The following is a 17,623-nucleotide window of genomic DNA, read 5'->3' on the forward strand; positions in this document are numbered from 1 at the left end:
ATTCCTTTCCTAGTCGTCCCAACTGCGGAGTACGGCTTCGATGTTGGCGACCGGCGCAACCGGCGGGCGTGGCCGATCCGGCGGGGTGCGCGAGAACCGCGGGGCCGGCATGGGCTGTAGCCCCCCGTCCACGTCGTAGAAGGTGTGCCGCTCGGTGATGTGCGGCTCGTTATGCACCTCGCCGAATGCCAGCACCGGCGTCACGCAGGCATCGGAATCGGCGAACACCTCGGTCCAGTGGTCGCGGTCGTGCCTGGCGAATGTCTCGGTCAGCACCGCCCGGAGCTCGGGCCAGCGGGCCACGTCGTTCTGCGCAGGCAGCTCGGCGGCGTCCAGACCCAGGCCGGCCAGCATGGCGGCGTAGAACTGCGGTTCTATGGCGCCGACGGCGACATAACGGCCGTCGGCGCACTCGTAGGTGTCGTAGTAGGGCGCGCCGCCGTCGAGCATGTTGGTGCCACGCACGTCCGTCCACATTCCCGTCGCCCGCATCGCCCACATCATCTGGACCAGCACGCTCGACCCGTCGACCATCGCGGCGTCAACGACCTGACCCTTGCCGGACCCTTGCCGTTCCCATAGCGCGGACAGGATTCCGACCAGCAGGAACATTGACCCGCCGCCGAAGTCGCCGACGAGGTTCAACGGCGGCACCGGCCGCTCGTTCACCCTTCCGATGGCATGCAGGATGCCGTTCAGCGAGATGTAGTTGATGTCGTGACCGGCCCGTTGGCTGCGCGGGCCGGTCTGGCCCCAGCCCGTCATCCGGGCGTAGATCAATCGGTCGTTGACTTTCACGCAATCTTCGGGCCCCAGGCCGAGCCGCTCGGTGACGCCGGGGCGGTAACCCTCGATCAACACGTCGGCCTTGGCGACGAGGTTGAGAACGAGCTCGCGGCCTTCGCCGGATTTCAGATCGACGGTGACAACGCGCCGGTTGCGCAGCATGGCGTCCTTCGCGGGGCCGCCGATGCTCCCAGAAGAAGAGGCCGGGCGATCGACACGCACCACATCGGCACCGAGGTCGCCGAGGATCATCGCGGCGTGTGGACCCGGCCCGATGCCAGCCAATTCGACGACTCGCAACCCATGGAGAGGTCCCGCCATCAGGTACCGACCTTTCATCTACGTTGACGCCCTTGGCATCTTCGCAACCGAGCATCCGGGTGCCCTAGGGTGGGGCCCATGCCGGATTCCGGGATCGACACCCTGGCTCCCGTTGCGGGTCTTCGCGTGGGGCTGGCCGACGGTGTGCTGTCGGTGATCATCGACCGGCCCGAGAGCTTGAATTCGCTCACGACGTCCGTGCTCGCCGGGATCGCCGACGCTATGGAGTGGGCAGCCACAGATCCACGAGTCAAGCTGGTGCGGATCGGCGGAACGGGCCGCGGCTTCTGTTCGGGAGCCGGCATGAGCGCCGACGACGTGGCGGGCGGTGACACCGGCACTGCGACCATCACCGAGATCAACCGCACGGTGCGAGCCATCACCGCGCTGCCGCACCCGGTGGTTGCGGTCGTCCAAGGACCCGCGGCCGGTGTTGGCGTTTCCCTGGCCCTGGCAAGTGACCTCGTATTGGCTTCTGACAAAGCATTTTTCATACTTGCGTTCACGAAAATCGGGTTGATGCCCGACGGTGGCGCGTCGGCCTTGGTGGCCGCAGCGGCCGGCCGCATCCGGGCGATGCGGATGGCGTTGTTACCCGAGCGACTACCGGCAGCGGAGGCGCTGTCCTGGGGTTTGGTCAGCGCGGTATACCCCGACGAGGACTTCGAAGCCGAAGTGGATCGGGTGCTTTCGAGGTTGGCGGCGGGCCCGGCGGTGGCGTTCGCCAAGACTAAGGACGCAATCAACGCCGCCAGCCTCACGGAGTTGGAACCCACGCTCAAGCGCGAATTCGACGGTCAGGTGACACTGCTGGGATCACCCGACTTCGCCGAGGGCGCAAGGGCATTCCAGCAACGCCGCTCCCCCGTGTTCACCGACTGAACGGATCAAACCCCGAACAGCGGCGGAAGTGCCAGCACCATGATCAGACCCCACACGAAGTGGGTCAGCATGGGCGCCAGCACCCCGCCGCTGGCCCGGCGCTCCAAGGCGCATACCGTCCCCACGACGACAGCCGCGAAGCCGAGCATCGGGTTGCCGCTGGCCAACGTGGCGCAGACGTACCAGAAGGTGGATACCGTCACCGGATAATGCCGGCCCAACGCGGTGTACAGCGCTCCGCGGAAAAACACCTCCTCGGCGAGGCCGTTGATCAGGGTGATCAGCACGACCAGCGCAAAGGATCCCTGGTGAGCGAATTTCAGCACGTGCGTGATCAATTCGGCTACCGGCTCCAGCTCCCTGGCGATCAGCGCGCCCAGTACGAAAACGCCGCCAAGCAGTAGACCGACGGTGGTCCCCGTAATGACCGGGCGCTGGTTGCGACCCCGCCAGCAGATGCCGCCCAGATGCAGTGGCCCGGAACCGAACGAACCGACCAGCCAAACGGCGGCCTGCAACAGTGTCAGCCAGTAGAAGCTCGCCTCGCCGGGCATCCGACGCAGCGAAAACCCCAATACCACGGCGCCGGCGACCAGGGTGCCGGCGACGACGATGCGTCGGCGCCGCACCACCCCGGGCGGTTCATGGTGTGGCACAGCGACATTGGTGATTGCCCGGCGCAGCTCGTCGCGCACACTGGTGTGATAAGGGGCGGCGGAATGGCTCATGCGGGACGGACTTTCGGGGTCAGCGTGATCAGGATGTCCAGACCGGTTCGCAGGGCGCCGGCGAGCGGCCCGGGGACGATGTCCACCAGTCCTAGGGTGGGGTGCGCGATGGACGGGGTCACGACCCGGGCCAGCCGTCTGATGCGCAGCGCGTCGCCGCCGGCCCACACGGGATCGGTGTCGGCGAGGTGATGGGGATCCGCTAGCGCGTTGACCGGCCGGGGCGGGCGGCTGTCCGCGACGGCCAGTGCGATGGCGTCGTCGACGCCGAGTAGGCCGCCGGGCGGATCGGGCACCAGATCCTGCAGGCCGCTGCCAGACGCTCGCATCGGGTGGTCCAGAGATTCCACCAAGTCCGCGGCCAAACCTTGGGGCACCGGCAGCGCCAGCGCCGTGAACAGCGACGCCACCCGGGTGTCAAATCCCGGCACCCGCCACGCGGTGTGCCACCTGCCGCAAATGCGTGAATACCTATTGAGCAGCTCGCGGTACGAGGTGGTGTCGGGGCCGCAAATGTCGTAGGCGCCCGCGGGCACCCGAGTCGCATCGGCAGCTGCGACCAGGTAGTGCAGCACATCGCGGATAGAGATCGGATCGATCGGGTTATGCATCCAGCTGGGCATCGGCATGACCGGAAACCGGTCTCCGACGTAGCGCAGCATCTCGAACGACGTCGACCCGGCGCCGATGATCATGGCCGCGCCCAGCCATACCAGTTCCGGACCACCCGTCACGGTCAGCGCCTCAGCCACCTCAGCTCGGCTGGTCAGGTGCTCGGACAGCACCTCGTCCTCGGGCACGAAACCGCCCAGGTAGACGATGCGCCGCACCCCGGCATCCCTGGCTGCGGCGGCCACATTTGCGGCCGCGTCCCGATCGGCGTTTCGGAAATCGGCCTGACCGATCCCGTGGACTAGGTAATACACGACGTCGACCGGTGCCGCCGCTCGCATCGCAGCCTGCGCGGACGCGGGGTCGGAAGCATCCAGCCGCACCGGTGCGACGTCGTCATACCAGCCGAACTGCTTGAGGCGTGCCGGATTTCGGGTAGCCGCTGACACCTGGTGGTCCGCCAATAGCGCAGTGACCAGGCGTGATCCCACGTAGCCGGTGGCGCCGGTCACCAGAATCCGCATGCCGTCGACATTAGCTCGACTGGTCGGTGTCTGGCGGACCGGCGGCGTTATCCAGCGCCGCAACGAATTTGGCGAGTATCGGTTCGGCGATCGAGGCGCTTAGCGCCCAAGTGGCCGCGGCGCCGGTGGCGCCGGCTGAGTCGCAGGCCTGCGTGCCGGTCTGAACCTATCCGCCGTCGGTACCGTGACTCCGTACATGGAGGAGATCACAGGGGGCGCTTCGGCCTACGCCGGTGTGCAGACACTGACGGCCGACACGACAGTAAATCCGACCGTAGCCGGGGTGGCCGTGCGGTTCCCGCCGCACCGATACAGCCAGGAAGAGACGATAGCGGCGCTAACCGACTTCGCCGGCCCGGAGTTTCGTCGGTTCGCTCTGTCCAGCGGGGTCCGGGCGCGACAACTTGCGCTGCCGCTGTCGCGATACCCCGAGCTGAGCGGGTTCACCGAAGCAAACGACGCCTTCCTCGACGTAGCCCTCGACTTGGCTGAGCAGGCGCTGCTGGCAGCATTAGACGATGCCAAGGTCAAGCCGTCGGAGGTAGACATCGTTTTTTCGACCACAGTTACCGGGCTCACCGTTCCGTCACTGGAAGGACGGCTGGCCACACGGGTCGGACTGCGACCCGATGTCAAGCGCATGCCGATGTTCGGCCTGGGCTGCGCCGCCGGTGCGGCCGGGATAGCGCGCATGGATGACTATCTACGTGCCTTTCCCGACCAAGTGGCCGCGCTGTTGGCGGTCGAGCTGTGCTCGCTGACCGTTCAGCGAAACGACCGATCGCTGGCCAATCTCGTTGCCTCCAGCCTGTTCGGTGACGGCGCCGCGGCTGTCGTGGCGATCGGGGCGGACCGGCCATCGGCCGGGCCGAAGCTACTGGCCAACCGCAGCCGGATCTACCCCGACACCGAGGATGTGCTGGGCTGGGAGATCGGTAGTGACGGGTTCCGGATCGTCTTGTCGGTCGAGGTGGCGACCGTCGTCGAGAAGTACTTGGGCGACGATGTCCGGAGATTCCTCGGCGACCATGGGCTGACCGTTGCGGACGTGTCGACTTGGGTCGTTCACGCCGCCGGCCCCAAGGTGATCGATGCCGTCGAGAATGCGCTCGAGCTACCGGCTGATGCCCTTGATCGCACCCGAGAATCGTTGCGCGACAACGGAAATCTGTCGTCAGTGTCGGTGCTGGACGTGCTACGGCCGACGATGGCCGATCCCCCGCCGTCCGGGTCGATAGGGCTGATGATCGCGATGGGCCCGGGTTTCTCGTCCGAACTCGTGCTGTTCAAATGGTAGGCCCGTGTACTACCTGCTGATCCTGGCGGTCGTGATCGAGCGGCTGACCGAGCTGGTGGTCGCCCAGCGCAATGCGCGCTGGTCTTTTGCCCAGGGCGGCAAGGAGTTTGGGCGTCCCCATTACGTGGTGATGGTTATACTCCATTCCGCGCTGCTACTCGGCTGCGTCGTCGAGCCCTGGGCGCTGCACCGGCCATTCATACCCTGGCTCGGCTGGCCGATGGTGACCGTGCTGGCGCTGAGCCAGGGCCTGCGCTGGTGGTGCGTGACGTCGCTGGGCAAGCGGTGGAACACTCGGGTGATCGTGTTGCCGAACGAACCTCTGGTACAGCGGGGACCCTACCGGTTCATGCACCACCCAAACTATGTTGCAGTGGTGGCCGAAGGGTTCGCTCTGCCGCTGGTGCACACCGCATGGCTGACCGCGCTTGTGTTCACGGTGGCCAACGCGGTCTTGCTGACGGTACGTATCCGGGTGGAGAACGCAGCTTTGGGCTACACATGACGACCACCTACGACACCGACCTACTGATCGTCGGCGGCGGCCCCGGCGGCCTCGCCACGGCGTTGCACGCACGAAAACACGGACTTTCGGTGATCGTGGCCGAGCCGCGAGACGATCCTATCGACAAGGCCTGCGGCGAGGGACTAATGCCCGGCGGCCTCGCCGAGCTGAAGTCGCTCGGCGTAGACCCGGCCGGCACCCCCTTTCAGGGCATCGCCTATGTCAGCGACTTGCGTCGGGCCGAGGCGCGGTTTCGCAGCGGGCCGGGCCGGGGGGTGCGACGGACCACATTGCACGCGGCGCTGGCGGCACGGGCCAAAGAGCAAGACACCGAATGGATCCGGACCAAGGTGACCAGTGTCCGCCAAGACACGCATGGCGTGACGGCCGCGGGCGTCCGCGCCAAATGGTTGGTGGCAGCCGATGGATTGCATTCCCCGGTCCGGCGCGCGGTCGAAATCACGGCAAGGGCGGGAATGCCGAGGCGCTACGGCGTGCGCTGGCATTATCGGGTGCCGGCATGGTCGGAGTTCGTCGAAGTGCATTGGTCCCGTTGGGGTGAGGCATATGTGACGCCGGTGGAACCGGATCTGGTGGGTGTGGCGATCCTTTCCCGCCAGCGACCCGAAATCGATTGGTTCCCTTGGCTTGCGCAGCATCTGCACGGTGCCAGCCGAGGACAGCCGCGCGGCTGCGGCCCGCTGCGCCAGGTAGTGTCCCGCCGCGTCGCGGGGCGGGTGCTGTTGGTCGGTGACGCCGCAGGATACGAGGACGCACTGACCGGCGAAGGCATCAGCCTGGCCGTCAAACAGGCCGCCGCGGCGGTCCGGGCCATCGTCGACGGCACGCCGGATTCGTATGAGCTTGCGTGGCACCGGATCACGCGCGATTACCGGCTGCTCACTCGCGGGCTGGTGTTGGCCAGCACGCCGCGCGCGGCGCGCCATGCCATAGTCCCGGCGTGCACACTGCTACCCGCCGTTTTCCGGTGGGGAGTGAACATCCTCGCGCATTGAGCCCCTTCTGACAGTTTTGCCACGTCACGGCGCGATTAGCGCTATATTCACCTGGCGGGGTATGTGATTGATTGGGGAGGTATCACATGTCGTTTCTCAACGTTGTACCGGACGTGTTAACCGCGGCAGCAACGGATTTGGCCGGACTAGCTTCAACACTCAGCGTGGCCAACGCGGCCGCGGCCGCCCCGACCACGGGGCTCCTCGTCGCAGCCGAAGACGAGGTGTCGGCGGCCATCGCTGCGTTGTTCTCCGACTACGCTTACGGCTATCAGACGGTGAGTGCGCAGGCGGCGGCGTTTCATACCCAGTTCGTGCAGGCGCTGACCGCTGGCGCCGGTTCCTACGTCAGCGCGGAGGCCGCTAGTGCCTCGCCGCTGCAGCAACTGCTCAACCTGATCAATGCGCCCAGTGTGGCGTTGACGCAACGCCCATTGATCGGCAACGGCGCGAACGGCGCGCCCGGTACCGGGCAGGACGGAGCGGCCGGGGGTTGGTTGATCGGCGATGGTGGTGCCGGCGGTTCCGGCGGGCCGGGCCAGCAAGGCGGCACTGGCGGGGCAGCCGGGTTAATAGGCACCGGCGGCGCAGGTGGTGCCGGCGGCAACAACCTAGTTGCCGGAGACGGCGGGGCAGGCGGCACCGGCGGGGCGGGTGGCTGGCTCTTGGGCAACGGAGGCGTGGGTGGTGCCGGGGGTGTCGGTGCCGCGGCTGGTGGCGCCGGCGGCATCGGCGGCGCGGGCGGGCTGTTGGGCGCCGGTGGTAACGGCGGGGCTGGTGGACTCGGCTCGACCAAGGCCGGTGGCGCCGGCGGGCCCGGTGGCGCCGGCGGGCTGCTGGGCGGGTTCGTCGGCGCCGGTGGCGGTAACGGCGGGGCCGGTGGGGTTGGCGCCACGTCCGGGGGTGCGGGCGGAGCCGGCGGCGACGCGGGCCTGCTCGCTGGCGCCGGGGGTGCCGGCGGGCCGGGCGGAGTCGGGATAGCGGTCGATGGTGGCGCGGGCGGCGCCGGGGGCAACGCTGGCCTGCTGTTCGGGGCAGGCGGGGCAGGTGGGACCGGAGGGTTCGGCACGGTTGGTTCGGGTGGGGCCGGCGGTACCGGGGGCAACGCGGGCCTGCTGATGTCGAGCGGCGGGGCTGGCGGGGCCGGCGGCGTCAGCGTGGGTAACGAGGGCGGCGCAGGAGGGGCCGGAGGCACCGCGGGTCTGCTTGGCTGCGGCGGGGTCGGCGGGGCCGGCGGTGCCAGCTTCAATAGCGCCGGTGGGGTTGGCGGGACCGGCGGCAGGGCCGGTCTCCTGTTGGGCACCGGGGGTGCCGGAGGTGCGGGCGGTGAGGGCGCAACGACCGGCGGTGCCGGCGGCGCCGGTGGCAACGCGGTGCTGATCGGCACCGGCGGCAACGGCGGGAACGGCGGGTTTGGCCCAACGATTGGCAAGGCCGGTGCTAATGGCTCTGGAGGACCGCTGCAACCGGTATACGACGTCATCAACGCACCCACCCAAGCGCTATTGGGGCGCCCGCTGATCGGCAACGGTGTCAACGGTGCCCCGGGCACCGGGCAAGACGGCACACCCGGCGGGATTTTGCTCGGCGACGGCGGGGCCGGCGGGTCCGGTCAGGACGGCGGTGCCGGCGGTGCCGGCGGTGCGGCCGGGTTGTTGGGCACCGGTGGCGCCGGCGGGGCCGGTGGCAACTCGTCGAGCGGCGGCACGGCCGGAGCCGGTGGAATCGGCGGGACCGGTGGATACCTGTCCGGTAACGGTGGCGTCGGTGGCGGCGGAGGCATCGCGACCGGCAAGGCCACCGGGGACGGCGGCATCGGCGGGAATGGTGGGGCCGGCGGGCTATTCGGCGCCGGTGGCGGCGGTGGCGCCGGCGGGGCCAGCAGCGCCGCTGCCGCCGGGACTGGAGGAAACGGGGGCACCGGCGGGCTGCTTAGCGGATTGGTCGGCGCCGGCGGTGGCAACGGCGGGGCAGGCGGTGTCGGTGGCACCAGCGGAGGGGGCGGTGGCGCCGGCGGCAACGGCGGCCTGGTCGGGGGATCCGGAGGTGCCGGTGGGGTCGGCGGATTCAACCTGGGCTCGGGCGTCGGCTCGGTCGGCGGAGCCGGCGGCAATGCCGGCGCGCTGTTCGGTACGGGTGGCGCCGGCGGCGACGGCGGCGGGGGCGGCATCCTTGGTGTCGGTGGCAACGGCGGTGCCGGCGGCAACAGCGGCTTGCTGTTCTCCGGCGGCGGGGTCGGCGGGGCCGGTGGATTCGGCATAAACGGCGGCGGGATGGGCGGTGCCGGCGGCGATGCCGTTCTACTGGGCAGCGGCGGCAGCGGCGGAGTCGGCGGAACCAGCATGGGAATGGCTGGCGGCGCCGGCGGGTCCGGCGGCAGGGGCGGTCAGCTGCTGGGCAATGGCGGGGCCGGCGGCGCTGGCGGTGAGGGCAATACCGTCGGTGGTGACGGTGGCCAGGGCGGCAGCGCCGTCTTGATCGGCGACGGCGGCAATGGCGGCAACGGTGGGCCCGGGCCAACACCCGCTACCGGCGGCAAGGGCGGTGCCCGCGGCGAGCCGGGACTGCTCTTGGGCCAGCCCGGAAACAACGGCTTACCGTAGCGGCGCACCGACTGACGGTTAGCGCGCCTTCCAGACCGGCTCCCGCTTCTCTGCGAACGCCAACGGCCCCTCTTTGGCGTCCTCGGACCTGATTAGCGTGCGCATTTCGCGCACGGTCCGGCCCCAACCCACTTCCTCGTCGGTAATTACGCCGTCGTCGACCCCGTAGGCGATGCGCTTGCTGGCCTGCACCGACAGCGGAGCGTTCACGGTCACCCGCGCGGCCAACGCCAGCGCGGCGTCCAGCACCGAGCCGTCCTTGACGACCTGGTTGATCAGGCCCCATTCGTAGGCGTCGGATGCGGTGAGCGGCTCGCCGGTCAACAACAGTTCCATTGCTACTTTGCGGGGTAGCTGGTTCACGATCCGGAATACACCACCGGCGGCGGCGATGAGTCCGCGTTTGACCTCCGGCAGCCCGAATTTGGCGCGCTCGTCGGCCACCACCAGGTCGCTGGCCAGTGCCAGCTCGGTGCCGCCGCCCAGGGCGGTGCCGTTGACCGCGGCGATGGTGGGCTTGTCGATGAAGTGGTGCACGTAGCCGGCGAAGCCCCACTCGCTGTGGTCGGGGTGGTAGATGTTTTCCCGCCGCGAGATCGCTTTGAGATCGGCTCCGGCGCAAAAGGATTTGTCGCCGGCGCCGGTGATCACCACCGCCCACACGGCGGGGTCGTGCTGGGCCTTGTGCAGCGCGTCCCCGACGGCGATGCTGACGGCACTGTTGACTGCGTTGCGGGCTTCGGGCCGGTTGATCGTGATGACCATGACGTTGCCGCGGCGCTCTACGAGTGCCCCGGGTTGCCCGTCACCGCTTGCTGTCACAGCAGCTCGACGATAGTGGCGTTGGCCTGACCACCGCCCTCACACATGGTCTGCAGGCCGTAGCGAATTCCCTTGTCCCGCATGTGATATAGCAGCGTGGTCAGCAACCGCGCGCCCGAACCGCCAAGCGGGTGCCCGAGCGCGATCGCGCCGCCGTTGGGATTGAGTTTCTTCTCGTCGGCGCCGATGTCTTTCAGCCAGGCCAGCGGCACTGGCGCGAATGCCTCGTTGACCTCGTACGCCCCGATCTCCGCGATGCTCAGGCCGGACCGCTTGAGCACCTTCTGGGTTGCGGGGATGGGAGCGGTCAGCATGATCACCGGGTCGGCGGCAGCCAAAGTTGCGGTGTGCACCTTGGCAATCGGCTTCATCCCTAGCGACTTCGCCTTCTCGGCGGACATGAACAGCACTGCGGCCGAGCCGTCGGAAATCTGCGAAGAGTTTCCGGCGTGAATCACCCCGTCCTCTTTGAACGCCGGCTTCAGCGACGCCATCTTTTCCATCGGGGTGTCGCGGCGAATGCCTTCGTCCTTGACGACGACGTTGCCGTCTTGGTCCTTGATGGCGACGATCTGGTCGTCAAACGCACCGGAATCCTGTGCGGCAGCGGCTTTTTCGTGCGACCCAAGGGAGAATTCGTCGAGCGCGAGGCGGTCGAAGCCCCACTGCTCGGCGATCATCTCCGCGCCCAGGCCCTGGTTCGGCACCTTGCCCTGATAGCGCGTCAGGAACGCCTCGGGGTACGGCCGCCCGCCGTTGGCTAATGACGCGCCCATCGGGGTCCGTGACATCGACTCGACACCGCCGGCGACGACGACGTCGTAGTGCCCGGCCACCACCCCGGCCGCGGCGAAATGGATGGACTGCTGACTCGACCCGCATTGGCGGTCGACGGTCACTCCCGGAACGGTCTCGGGCCAGCCCGCCGCCAGCACTGCCGTGCGCCCGATGTCGAGGGCCTGTTCACCGGCCTGCATGACGCAGCCCCAGATGACGTCGTCGACGATTTCGGGGTCGATGCCGGCCTTGGTGACCAATCCGTTGAGTACCTGCGCGGACAGTTCGGCCGGGTGGACGGCGGACAGCCCGCCGTTGCGCTTGCCGATCGGTGAGCGCACTGCCTCGACGATGACGGCTTGAGCCATGAGTATGTCTCCTTTGACATGAGGTTGTGCCTCGATTGTTGACCACGGCGGCGATCGGTTCGGGGCCGGGGTTGGCCCGCCGGGGTAGCGGTAGCTAGAGAACGGTCAGATGCTGTTTCCCCGCAGCGGGCACCACGCCGCGCGCGATGGACTGGTCGAAAGTGACAAACCTGCCGCCATTCTCGACCGCGAGTGCCAGCAGGTACGCATCAGTGACCTGCTTGGAACTGTGCAGACGGGAACCATCGACCGCGTTCAGGTCGAGAATGCTTACCGTGCACGGCCAGAACTCGTGATAGCGCGTCCTGGTTGCACGAGCCAGCATATCGATCGCGCGGCTGGCTGTGACGGGACTGGGATAGCGCGGCTGGCTGATGATCCGGACGAAACCGTTCTGGGTGATCGCACACGACGCCCACCCCTGCTCGATTTCTTGGGTGATCCAGGCCCGTGCCCGCTCATGGTCGACGTGGTCGCGGTCCAGCAGGGCCAATAGCACATTGATGTCCAATAGTGCCCGCACCGATCACACAACCTCTTCGTCACGGAGCCGATCGATCAGTGCATTTGAGATGGCGCCACCGCGATGCGGAAGCGGCTCGAAGCCGTAGAACGCGTCAGCCTCGCGTGCAGCGGGCGAGGCATATTGGTTGGTCAATGCTTGACGGGCCAGGTCGGACAACACCGCTCCCACGGTCCGGTTCTCCCGCTGAGCTCGCTCCTTGGCGGCCAGCAGCACGTCGTCATCAATCGAGAGCGTGGTGCGCACACATCAGATGCTACTGCATCATAGCCTCGCTGATCAGAGCCCAGCGAGCCCGTTCTGCCCGAGCAGTTGCCCACCGGCGCCACCGGTGCCGACGCTGCCAGGCGCGGATCCGAGCAGGCCGCGGTTACCACCGTTGCCGCCGTTACCGAGGAACTGGGCGGCGCCGCCGCTACCACCGTTGCCGGCGGCAGCGAGCCCCGTCAGATTGATCCCGCCGCCACCGCCGTTACCGCCGTCGCCGATCAGTGCGGCCTTGCCGCCGGCCCCACCATTGCCACCGACGCCGCCACCGAAGCCGCCGCCACCACCAGTCCCGCCGTCGCCCACGAGTCCGCGGGCGGTACCGCCGGCGCCGCCGGCTCCAGCGACGGCTCCGCCGCCGCCAGTGCCGCCGGACCCGCCTGAGCCGGAGAGCATGCCGCTGGCGCCGCCGAGTCCGCCGGCGCCGCCGACGGTCGTGCCGAGGCCGCCGATCCCGCCGGCGCCACCGTTGCCGAAGAGCTGGGCGCCGGTGCCGCCAGCCCCACCGGCACCACCGGCACCGACAGTGCCGCCGCCGCCAGCCCCACCGGCTCCACCGTCGCCGTAGAACAAGCCGGCGTTGCCGCCAGCCCCACCGGCGGCGCCGCCGCCGGTACCGATGCCGATCCCACCGGCGCCGCCGGCCCCACCGGTGCCGGAGAATGCGCCAGCGTTGCCGCCGGCCCCGCCGACCCCACCGGCACCGGAGACGAGGTTGGCGCCGATCCCGCCGATCCCGCCGGCCCCGCCGGCGCCAAAGAGGGTGGCGGCGTTGCCGCCGAGCCCGCCGGCCCCGCCGGCGGTGTTGCCACCCCCGCCGGCCCCGCCGGCGCCGCCGGTGCCAAAGAATGTGCCGGCGTTGCCGCCGCCCCCGCCCGCGCCACCGGTGGTACCGGTACCGGGCGCGGCGAGCCCACCGACGCCGCCGACACCGCCGTTGCCGGAGAACACGCCGGCGTTGCCGCCGGTCCCGCCGACCCCACCGGCACCGTCAGTGCTGACGCCGCCGGCGCCGCCGGCGCCGCCGTTGCCGAAGAGGAGGCTGGCACCACCGGCGCCACCGGCACCACCGGCACCGGTGGCGACCCCGCCGGTGCCTCCGGCACCGCCTTGGCCGAAGATCCCGACGCCGCCGGCCCCGCCGGCCCCACCGCTGGCGCCGAGTCCGCCGGCCCCGCCGGCCCCGCCCGCGCTGAACAGCCCGGCTGCCCCGCCATTGCCGCCGTTCCCACCTTGTGCAGCCGCAAAACCGCCGTCGCCTCCGCCGCCGGCTATTCCGGACAGCAGCCCGGCCGCTCCGCCGTTGCCGCCCTTTACGCCGTTGGCGCCAAGTGCGCCATCCGCGCCGACGCCACCATTGCCGAACAGTATCCCACCGTCCCCGCCGTTGACTCCGGTCCCGGGGGCGCCGTTTGCACCATTGCCGATCAGCGGGCGACCGAACAGCGCTTGGGTGGGCGCGTTAATCGCATTGAGCACAGCCGGGTTGGAGGTGGCCAGTCCGGGGGCGCCGGCGGCGCCGGTTGCGCCCAGTGCGGTGCCGAGCCCGGCACTACCACCGTTGCCGCCCAGGCCGAATAGCTGGGCATCGCCGCCTCTACCCCCGTTGCCGCCTGGTTGGGCGGCAGCGCCGTTGCCGCCGGTGCCGCCGTTGCCGCCATTGCCAATGAGTGCCGCCTTACCGCCAGCGCCGCCGGCACCCGCGGGGTTGGCGGGGCCGGCGGCGCCACCGTGGCCACCGGCGCCGCCGTCACCGAAGATGCCGGGAGCGTTGCCGCCGTTGCCGCCCACCCCGCTGACGGTGCCGAGGCTACCGGTGCCGCCGGCTCCACCGGAGCCCGCGAGCAAGCCACCGGTGCCGCCATTGCCGCCATTGCCGCCGACGGTAGTGCCGCCGCCGCCGTTGCCGCCGGTTCCCCCGGTGCCGAAGAGGGTCGCGGCATTGCCGCCGGCCCCGCCGGCCCCACCGGTGGTGGCGCCTCCGGGGCCGCCAGCGCCGCCGGAGCCACCATTGCCATAGACCGCGCCGCCATTGCCGCCGATCCCGCCGGCCCCGCCGCTGACTTGGCCGAACCCGCCCGCGCCGCCGGCCCCACCGGTGCCCGATAGGGCCCCGGCCGCGCCGCCTATGCCGCCGGCCCCGCCGGCGCCAAAGCTGACCGCACCGGCCCCACCGGCCCCACCGGTGCCAAAGAGAGTTGCGGCATTGCCGCCGGCCCCGCCGGCTCCGCCCGCACCGACCGCAACTCCGCCGACGCCACCGGCCCCGCCGTCGCCGTAGAACACGCCGGCGTTACCGCCGGCCCCACCGGCCCCACCGGTGGTGCCCGCGAGGTTACCGCCGCTGCCGCCGGCGCCGCCGACGCCACCGTCTCCGTAGAACATGCCGGCGTTACCGCCCTGTCCGCCAACACCTCCGAGGGCTTGTCCGGCCCCGCCGGCCCCGCCGGCGCCGCCATTACCGAATAGGAGGCTGGACCCACCGGCGCCCCCGGCCCCACCGGCTGTGGTGGGGGTGGTGGAGGAGAACCCTCCAGCACCTCCGGCGCCACCGGCGCCAAACAGCCCGAGGCCACCGGCACCGCCCGCCCCGCCGTTACCGCCAATGCCGACCCCCCCGGCGCCGCCGGTGCCGCCGGTGCTGAACAGCCCAGCAGCGCCCCCCTGGCCACCCGCGCCACCGGCACCGGCGTTACCGAACCCGCCGGTGCCGCCGGTACCGGCCGTACCGAGCAGCAGCCCCGCGGCCCCGCCGCGGCCGCCGGCGCCGCCGGTTGCGCCGTTCGTGCCAGACCCGCCGGCTCCGCCGTTACCGATCAATATCCCCCCGTCGCCGCCGTTGGCCCCGGTGCCCGGGGCCCCGTTGGCGCCGTTGCCGATCAGCGGGCGGCCGATCAGCGTCTGGGTGGGCGCGTTGATCGCATCGAGCAGGGGTTGCAGTGGCGATGCGGCGGCGGCCTCGGCGCTGGCATATGCGCCCGCGCCCGCGGTCATGGTTCGCACGAACTGGTCGTGCAACGCCGCCGCTTGAGCGCTGGCCGCTTGGTAAGCCTGGCCGTGCGCCCCGAACAAAGCTGCGATCTGCGTCGATATCTCGTCGGCCGCTGCGGCCGCCACGGCCGTCGTCTGGGCCGCTGCCGCCGAGGTGGCCGCGCTGAGCGCCGAACCGATGCCCTTCAAATCCGTTGCTGCTGTGACTAAAAGCTGGGGGTCCACGGTCACATATGACATGCGCTTTTCCTCGCATTCTCGGCTCTGTCGACTGACATTGCCGCGGATCATATGCGACGGGGAACTTTTCTTGACACTAAAACCGTTGTGGCCGTTACGATATCGTGACAGCTCGTAAAATTGCTTTACGAGATCGCCTAGCTCGTGATATGTCAACACCTCTTGTAAAGAGGTTGGGCGATAGATGATTCCATCGATCGCCTTGACCGGAAGAGGTCGATCGTACAGTGCGTTGACGTTGTGCAGCTAGGTCAGGTGACGGAAGGGCGCCGTACACGTCCACTTGAGCTAGCACGCCACAACGCGGCAGGGTCGGCTATTGCCGCCTAGTTGCCGGACTCGAGAAGCGACTTGAGTCGGGCGAGGTCCTTGGCATTGGCTCGCTTGATCGCCATCGCCAAGACGGGTGCCGCGATTCCCGAGAATCCTTTGGGCTCACCACGATTGCGCAGCGTCATCTTCGTAGTGCCGGCCGGGCCGTCCGCCCAGAGGTAAGTCGTCTCCATCGGGAAGGGCCCTTCCGCCGTCCGCATCACAAACCTCGTCCCAGGCTCAAGATCTACCACCTCGTAGGTGTAGCTCAACGGACGTCCGAGAAAGCTGGCGGTGAAGGCGAATCGCGAGCCAACCACCATCGGCTTCGGCGTTTTCCATTGCACCGCTTTGATATTGACGTACCATACGGTGGCGTTGTCCGGATCTGCGGCATACGCGGCAACTTCGCGTCGCGGCCGTGCAATCACAATCTCGCTCACCACGTCCACTGTCGTCATCGCACTCCTAACCTCGCTGCCTCGACCATTCGGCGATGCGCCGTTGACGGTACCGTCGTTCCGGCGCTGTGACCGATTCGGTAAGCGACGCCCGTGTCGCCTCTACCGCCTCGGCGTATCTGCCTTCGCGAGCCAGCAGCTCGCCGCGCACAGCGTGCCAGCGGTGATCGGGCGCGAGTTGATCCAGTGCATCCAATCCCGCTGCCGTGCCTTCGGATTCGGCGACGGCGACCGCGCGGGCGAGTGCCGCGGGCGGGCTCGGCCGTACCGAAAGCAGTAGGTCGTAGAGCCGGACGATCTCGGTCCAGTCGGTGGCTTGGTATGACGGGGCGCGAGCGTGCTCGGCGGCTATCGCCGCCTGAAGCTGGTACGGGTCGGCGACCGTGCCGGTGCGGCGCAACGATTCATCGAGGAGATGAAAGGCCTCTTCGATCGCGTCGGCGTTCCACAGCGAGCGGTCCTGCTCGGCGAGCGTTACCGGGTCTCCGTCGTCGTTGAGCCTTGCGGCGCGCCGAGATTCGCTCAGCAGCACTAGCGCCAGCACCGCCATGGGTGACGGTTCATCGGGCATCAGGTCGTGCACAAGGCGCGCCAAGCGCAGCGCCTCGCGGGCGCCATCCACGTCGGTCAGCCGGTCGCCGCCGGCCGCACTGTGCGCGATCGTGTAGAACGCATGCAGCACTGCGCACACCGCCGCCAGGCGTGCCGGCAGCTCTTCGTCTGCCGGCACGCGATACGGAATCCCGGCGCGCGCGATCTTCTGCCGGGTCCGGGTCAGGCGCTTGGCGACGGCCGCCTCGCTGGTGAGCAACACCGCCGCGATCTGTGCGGGCGACAGGCCGCACAGCGTGCGCAGCGCAAGGGTCACCTGCGCCTCCAGGCCGAGCGCAGGGTGGCAGCAGGTGAAAATCAGCCGCAACCGATCGTCAGCCACCACGCTGTCCGGCGTCGGGTCGGGGACCGCGAGCTCCACGCTGGCACGCTCCTTTTGTGCGCGAGCGCCCTCGCGGCGCAGCAGGTCGATCGCGACCCGGCGCGCGGTCACCGTCAGCCAGGCGCGCGGCTCGTCGGGCACACCGTTGCGGGGCCAGTCCCGCAGCGCCCGCAGCGCCGCTTCCTGAACCGCGTCCTCGGCGATCTGCAAAGAACCGACCGTCCGGATGAGGGTCGCCAAGATGCGAGTGCCCTCCATCCGGACGGTCTCCGCGAGCGCGGAGTCGGTATCGGCGCTCAACCGAAGTCGATGACGGGACGCACCTCGACGGCGCCGTCCCACGCGGCCGGGATTTCGGCGGCGATGCGCAGGGCCTCGTCCAGGTCGGCGGCCTCAATGAGGTAGAAGCCGGTCAGGGCTTCCTTGGTCTCGGCGTACGGGCCGTCACTGGTTACGACGTCGCCACCGCGGGCGCCGGTGACCCGAACGGTCGTTGCGGTGCTCGTCGGGTACAGCGCGTTGCCGCCACGAATCGCGGCGGCGTGGTCCTGTCCGAACTTCATGTATGCGGCCATGTCCTCGGCCTGCTCGGGTGCTGACCAGTCGACGTCCCTGGTGTAGGTGAGTGCGGCGTATTGCGGCATGGTTTCCTCC

General features: G+C 69.4%; 16 protein-coding genes. 5 read left to right on the forward strand and 11 right to left on the reverse strand.

The annotated features are described in order from the left end of the window. Positions 1-9: 9 nt before the first annotated feature. Positions 10-1,107, reverse strand: a complete 1,098-nt coding sequence (locus tag AADZ78_RS20735; protein ID WP_085252882.1) for a CaiB/BaiF CoA transferase family protein — start codon at positions 1,105-1,107, stop codon at positions 10-12. 78 nt (positions 1,108-1,185) lie between these two features. Between AADZ78_RS20735 and AADZ78_RS20740 the strand changes: the two genes are divergently transcribed. Further along, positions 1,186-1,989 (forward strand): enoyl-CoA hydratase, encoded by an 804-nt coding sequence (locus AADZ78_RS20740; protein WP_085252843.1) that lies wholly within the window; start codon positions 1,186-1,188, stop codon positions 1,987-1,989. A gap of 5 nt (positions 1,990-1,994) precedes the next feature. Here the strand turns inward: AADZ78_RS20740 and AADZ78_RS20745 are convergent, their stop codons facing one another. Further along, on the reverse strand, positions 1,995-2,717 hold the full coding sequence (locus AADZ78_RS20745; RefSeq protein WP_085252842.1) for a CPBP family intramembrane glutamic endopeptidase: 723 nt from the start codon (positions 2,715-2,717) through the stop codon (positions 1,995-1,997). Then, complete coding sequence (locus AADZ78_RS20750; RefSeq protein ID WP_085252841.1) at positions 2,714-3,853, reverse strand: NAD(P)H-binding protein; 1,140 nt, start codon at positions 3,851-3,853, stop codon at positions 2,714-2,716. Before AADZ78_RS20750 ends, AADZ78_RS20745 begins: the two co-directional genes overlap by 4 nt. Positions 3,854-4,013: 160 nt before the next feature. On the opposite strand from AADZ78_RS20750, the gene AADZ78_RS20755 reads away from it, so the two are divergent. The 4 genes from AADZ78_RS20755 (at position 4,014) to AADZ78_RS20770 (ending at position 9,274) form a co-directional block, all read left to right on the forward strand. Next, positions 4,014-5,150 carry a type III polyketide synthase gene (locus AADZ78_RS20755; protein ID WP_372510528.1) on the forward strand — a complete coding sequence of 379 codons (1,137 nt, stop codon included), beginning with the start codon at positions 4,014-4,016 and terminating at the stop codon, positions 5,148-5,150. Positions 5,151-5,154: 4 nt separating this feature from the next. Beyond that, positions 5,155-5,655, forward strand: a complete 501-nt coding sequence (locus tag AADZ78_RS20760) for an isoprenylcysteine carboxyl methyltransferase family protein (RefSeq protein WP_085252839.1) — start codon at positions 5,155-5,157, stop codon at positions 5,653-5,655. Beyond that, a complete protein-coding gene (locus tag AADZ78_RS20765; RefSeq protein WP_085252838.1) occupies positions 5,652-6,671 on the forward strand; it encodes an NAD(P)/FAD-dependent oxidoreductase in 1,020 nt (339 codons plus the stop codon). Before AADZ78_RS20760 ends, AADZ78_RS20765 begins: the two co-directional genes overlap by 4 nt. 86 nt (positions 6,672-6,757) lie before the next feature. Next, positions 6,758-9,274: a PE family protein gene (locus tag AADZ78_RS20770; protein ID WP_085252837.1), complete on the forward strand. Its 2,517-nt coding sequence runs from the start codon at positions 6,758-6,760 to the stop codon at positions 9,272-9,274. Positions 9,275-9,292: 18 nt separating this feature from the next. Here AADZ78_RS20770 and AADZ78_RS20775 read toward each other — a convergent pair whose 3' ends face one another. From AADZ78_RS20775 to AADZ78_RS20810, 8 genes are all read right to left on the reverse strand, one after another. Continuing rightward, positions 9,293-10,096 (reverse strand): crotonase/enoyl-CoA hydratase family protein, encoded by an 804-nt coding sequence (locus AADZ78_RS20775; RefSeq protein ID WP_085252836.1) that lies wholly within the window; start codon positions 10,094-10,096, stop codon positions 9,293-9,295. Beyond that, positions 10,093-11,241 (reverse strand): thiolase family protein, encoded by a 1,149-nt coding sequence (locus tag AADZ78_RS20780; RefSeq protein ID WP_085252835.1) that lies wholly within the window; start codon positions 11,239-11,241, stop codon positions 10,093-10,095. Before AADZ78_RS20780 ends, AADZ78_RS20775 begins: the two co-directional genes overlap by 4 nt. Positions 11,242-11,335: 94 nt before the next feature. Next, positions 11,336-11,764, reverse strand: coding sequence for a type II toxin-antitoxin system VapC family toxin (locus tag AADZ78_RS20785; RefSeq protein ID WP_085252834.1), 429 nt, complete (start codon positions 11,762-11,764; stop codon positions 11,336-11,338). 3 nt (positions 11,765-11,767) lie between these two features. Then, positions 11,768-12,010, reverse strand: coding sequence for an antitoxin (locus AADZ78_RS20790; RefSeq protein ID WP_085252833.1), 243 nt, complete (start codon positions 12,008-12,010; stop codon positions 11,768-11,770). A 33-nt stretch (positions 12,011-12,043) separates the two neighbouring features. Next, positions 12,044-15,262: a PE family protein gene (locus tag AADZ78_RS20795; RefSeq protein ID WP_204903349.1), complete on the reverse strand. Its 3,219-nt coding sequence runs from the start codon at positions 15,260-15,262 to the stop codon at positions 12,044-12,046. A gap of 326 nt (positions 15,263-15,588) precedes the next feature. Beyond that, positions 15,589-16,035, reverse strand: coding sequence for an SRPBCC family protein (locus AADZ78_RS20800; protein ID WP_085250826.1), 447 nt, complete (start codon positions 16,033-16,035; stop codon positions 15,589-15,591). A 7-nt stretch (positions 16,036-16,042) separates the two neighbouring features. Then, on the reverse strand, positions 16,043-17,227 hold the full coding sequence (locus tag AADZ78_RS20805) for an RNA polymerase sigma factor (protein ID WP_204081698.1): 1,185 nt from the start codon (positions 17,225-17,227) through the stop codon (positions 16,043-16,045). Positions 17,228-17,265: 38 nt separating this feature from the next. Then, the gene (locus tag AADZ78_RS20810; protein WP_085250828.1) at positions 17,266-17,613 is read right to left on the reverse strand and encodes a YciI family protein; all 348 of its coding nucleotides are present in this window, start codon (positions 17,611-17,613) and stop codon (positions 17,266-17,268) included. Between the last annotated feature and the right edge of the window lie 10 nt (positions 17,614-17,623).

Source organism: Mycobacterium riyadhense, from assembly GCF_963853645.1.
Classification (GTDB): domain Bacteria; phylum Actinomycetota; class Actinomycetes; order Mycobacteriales; family Mycobacteriaceae; genus Mycobacterium; species Mycobacterium riyadhense.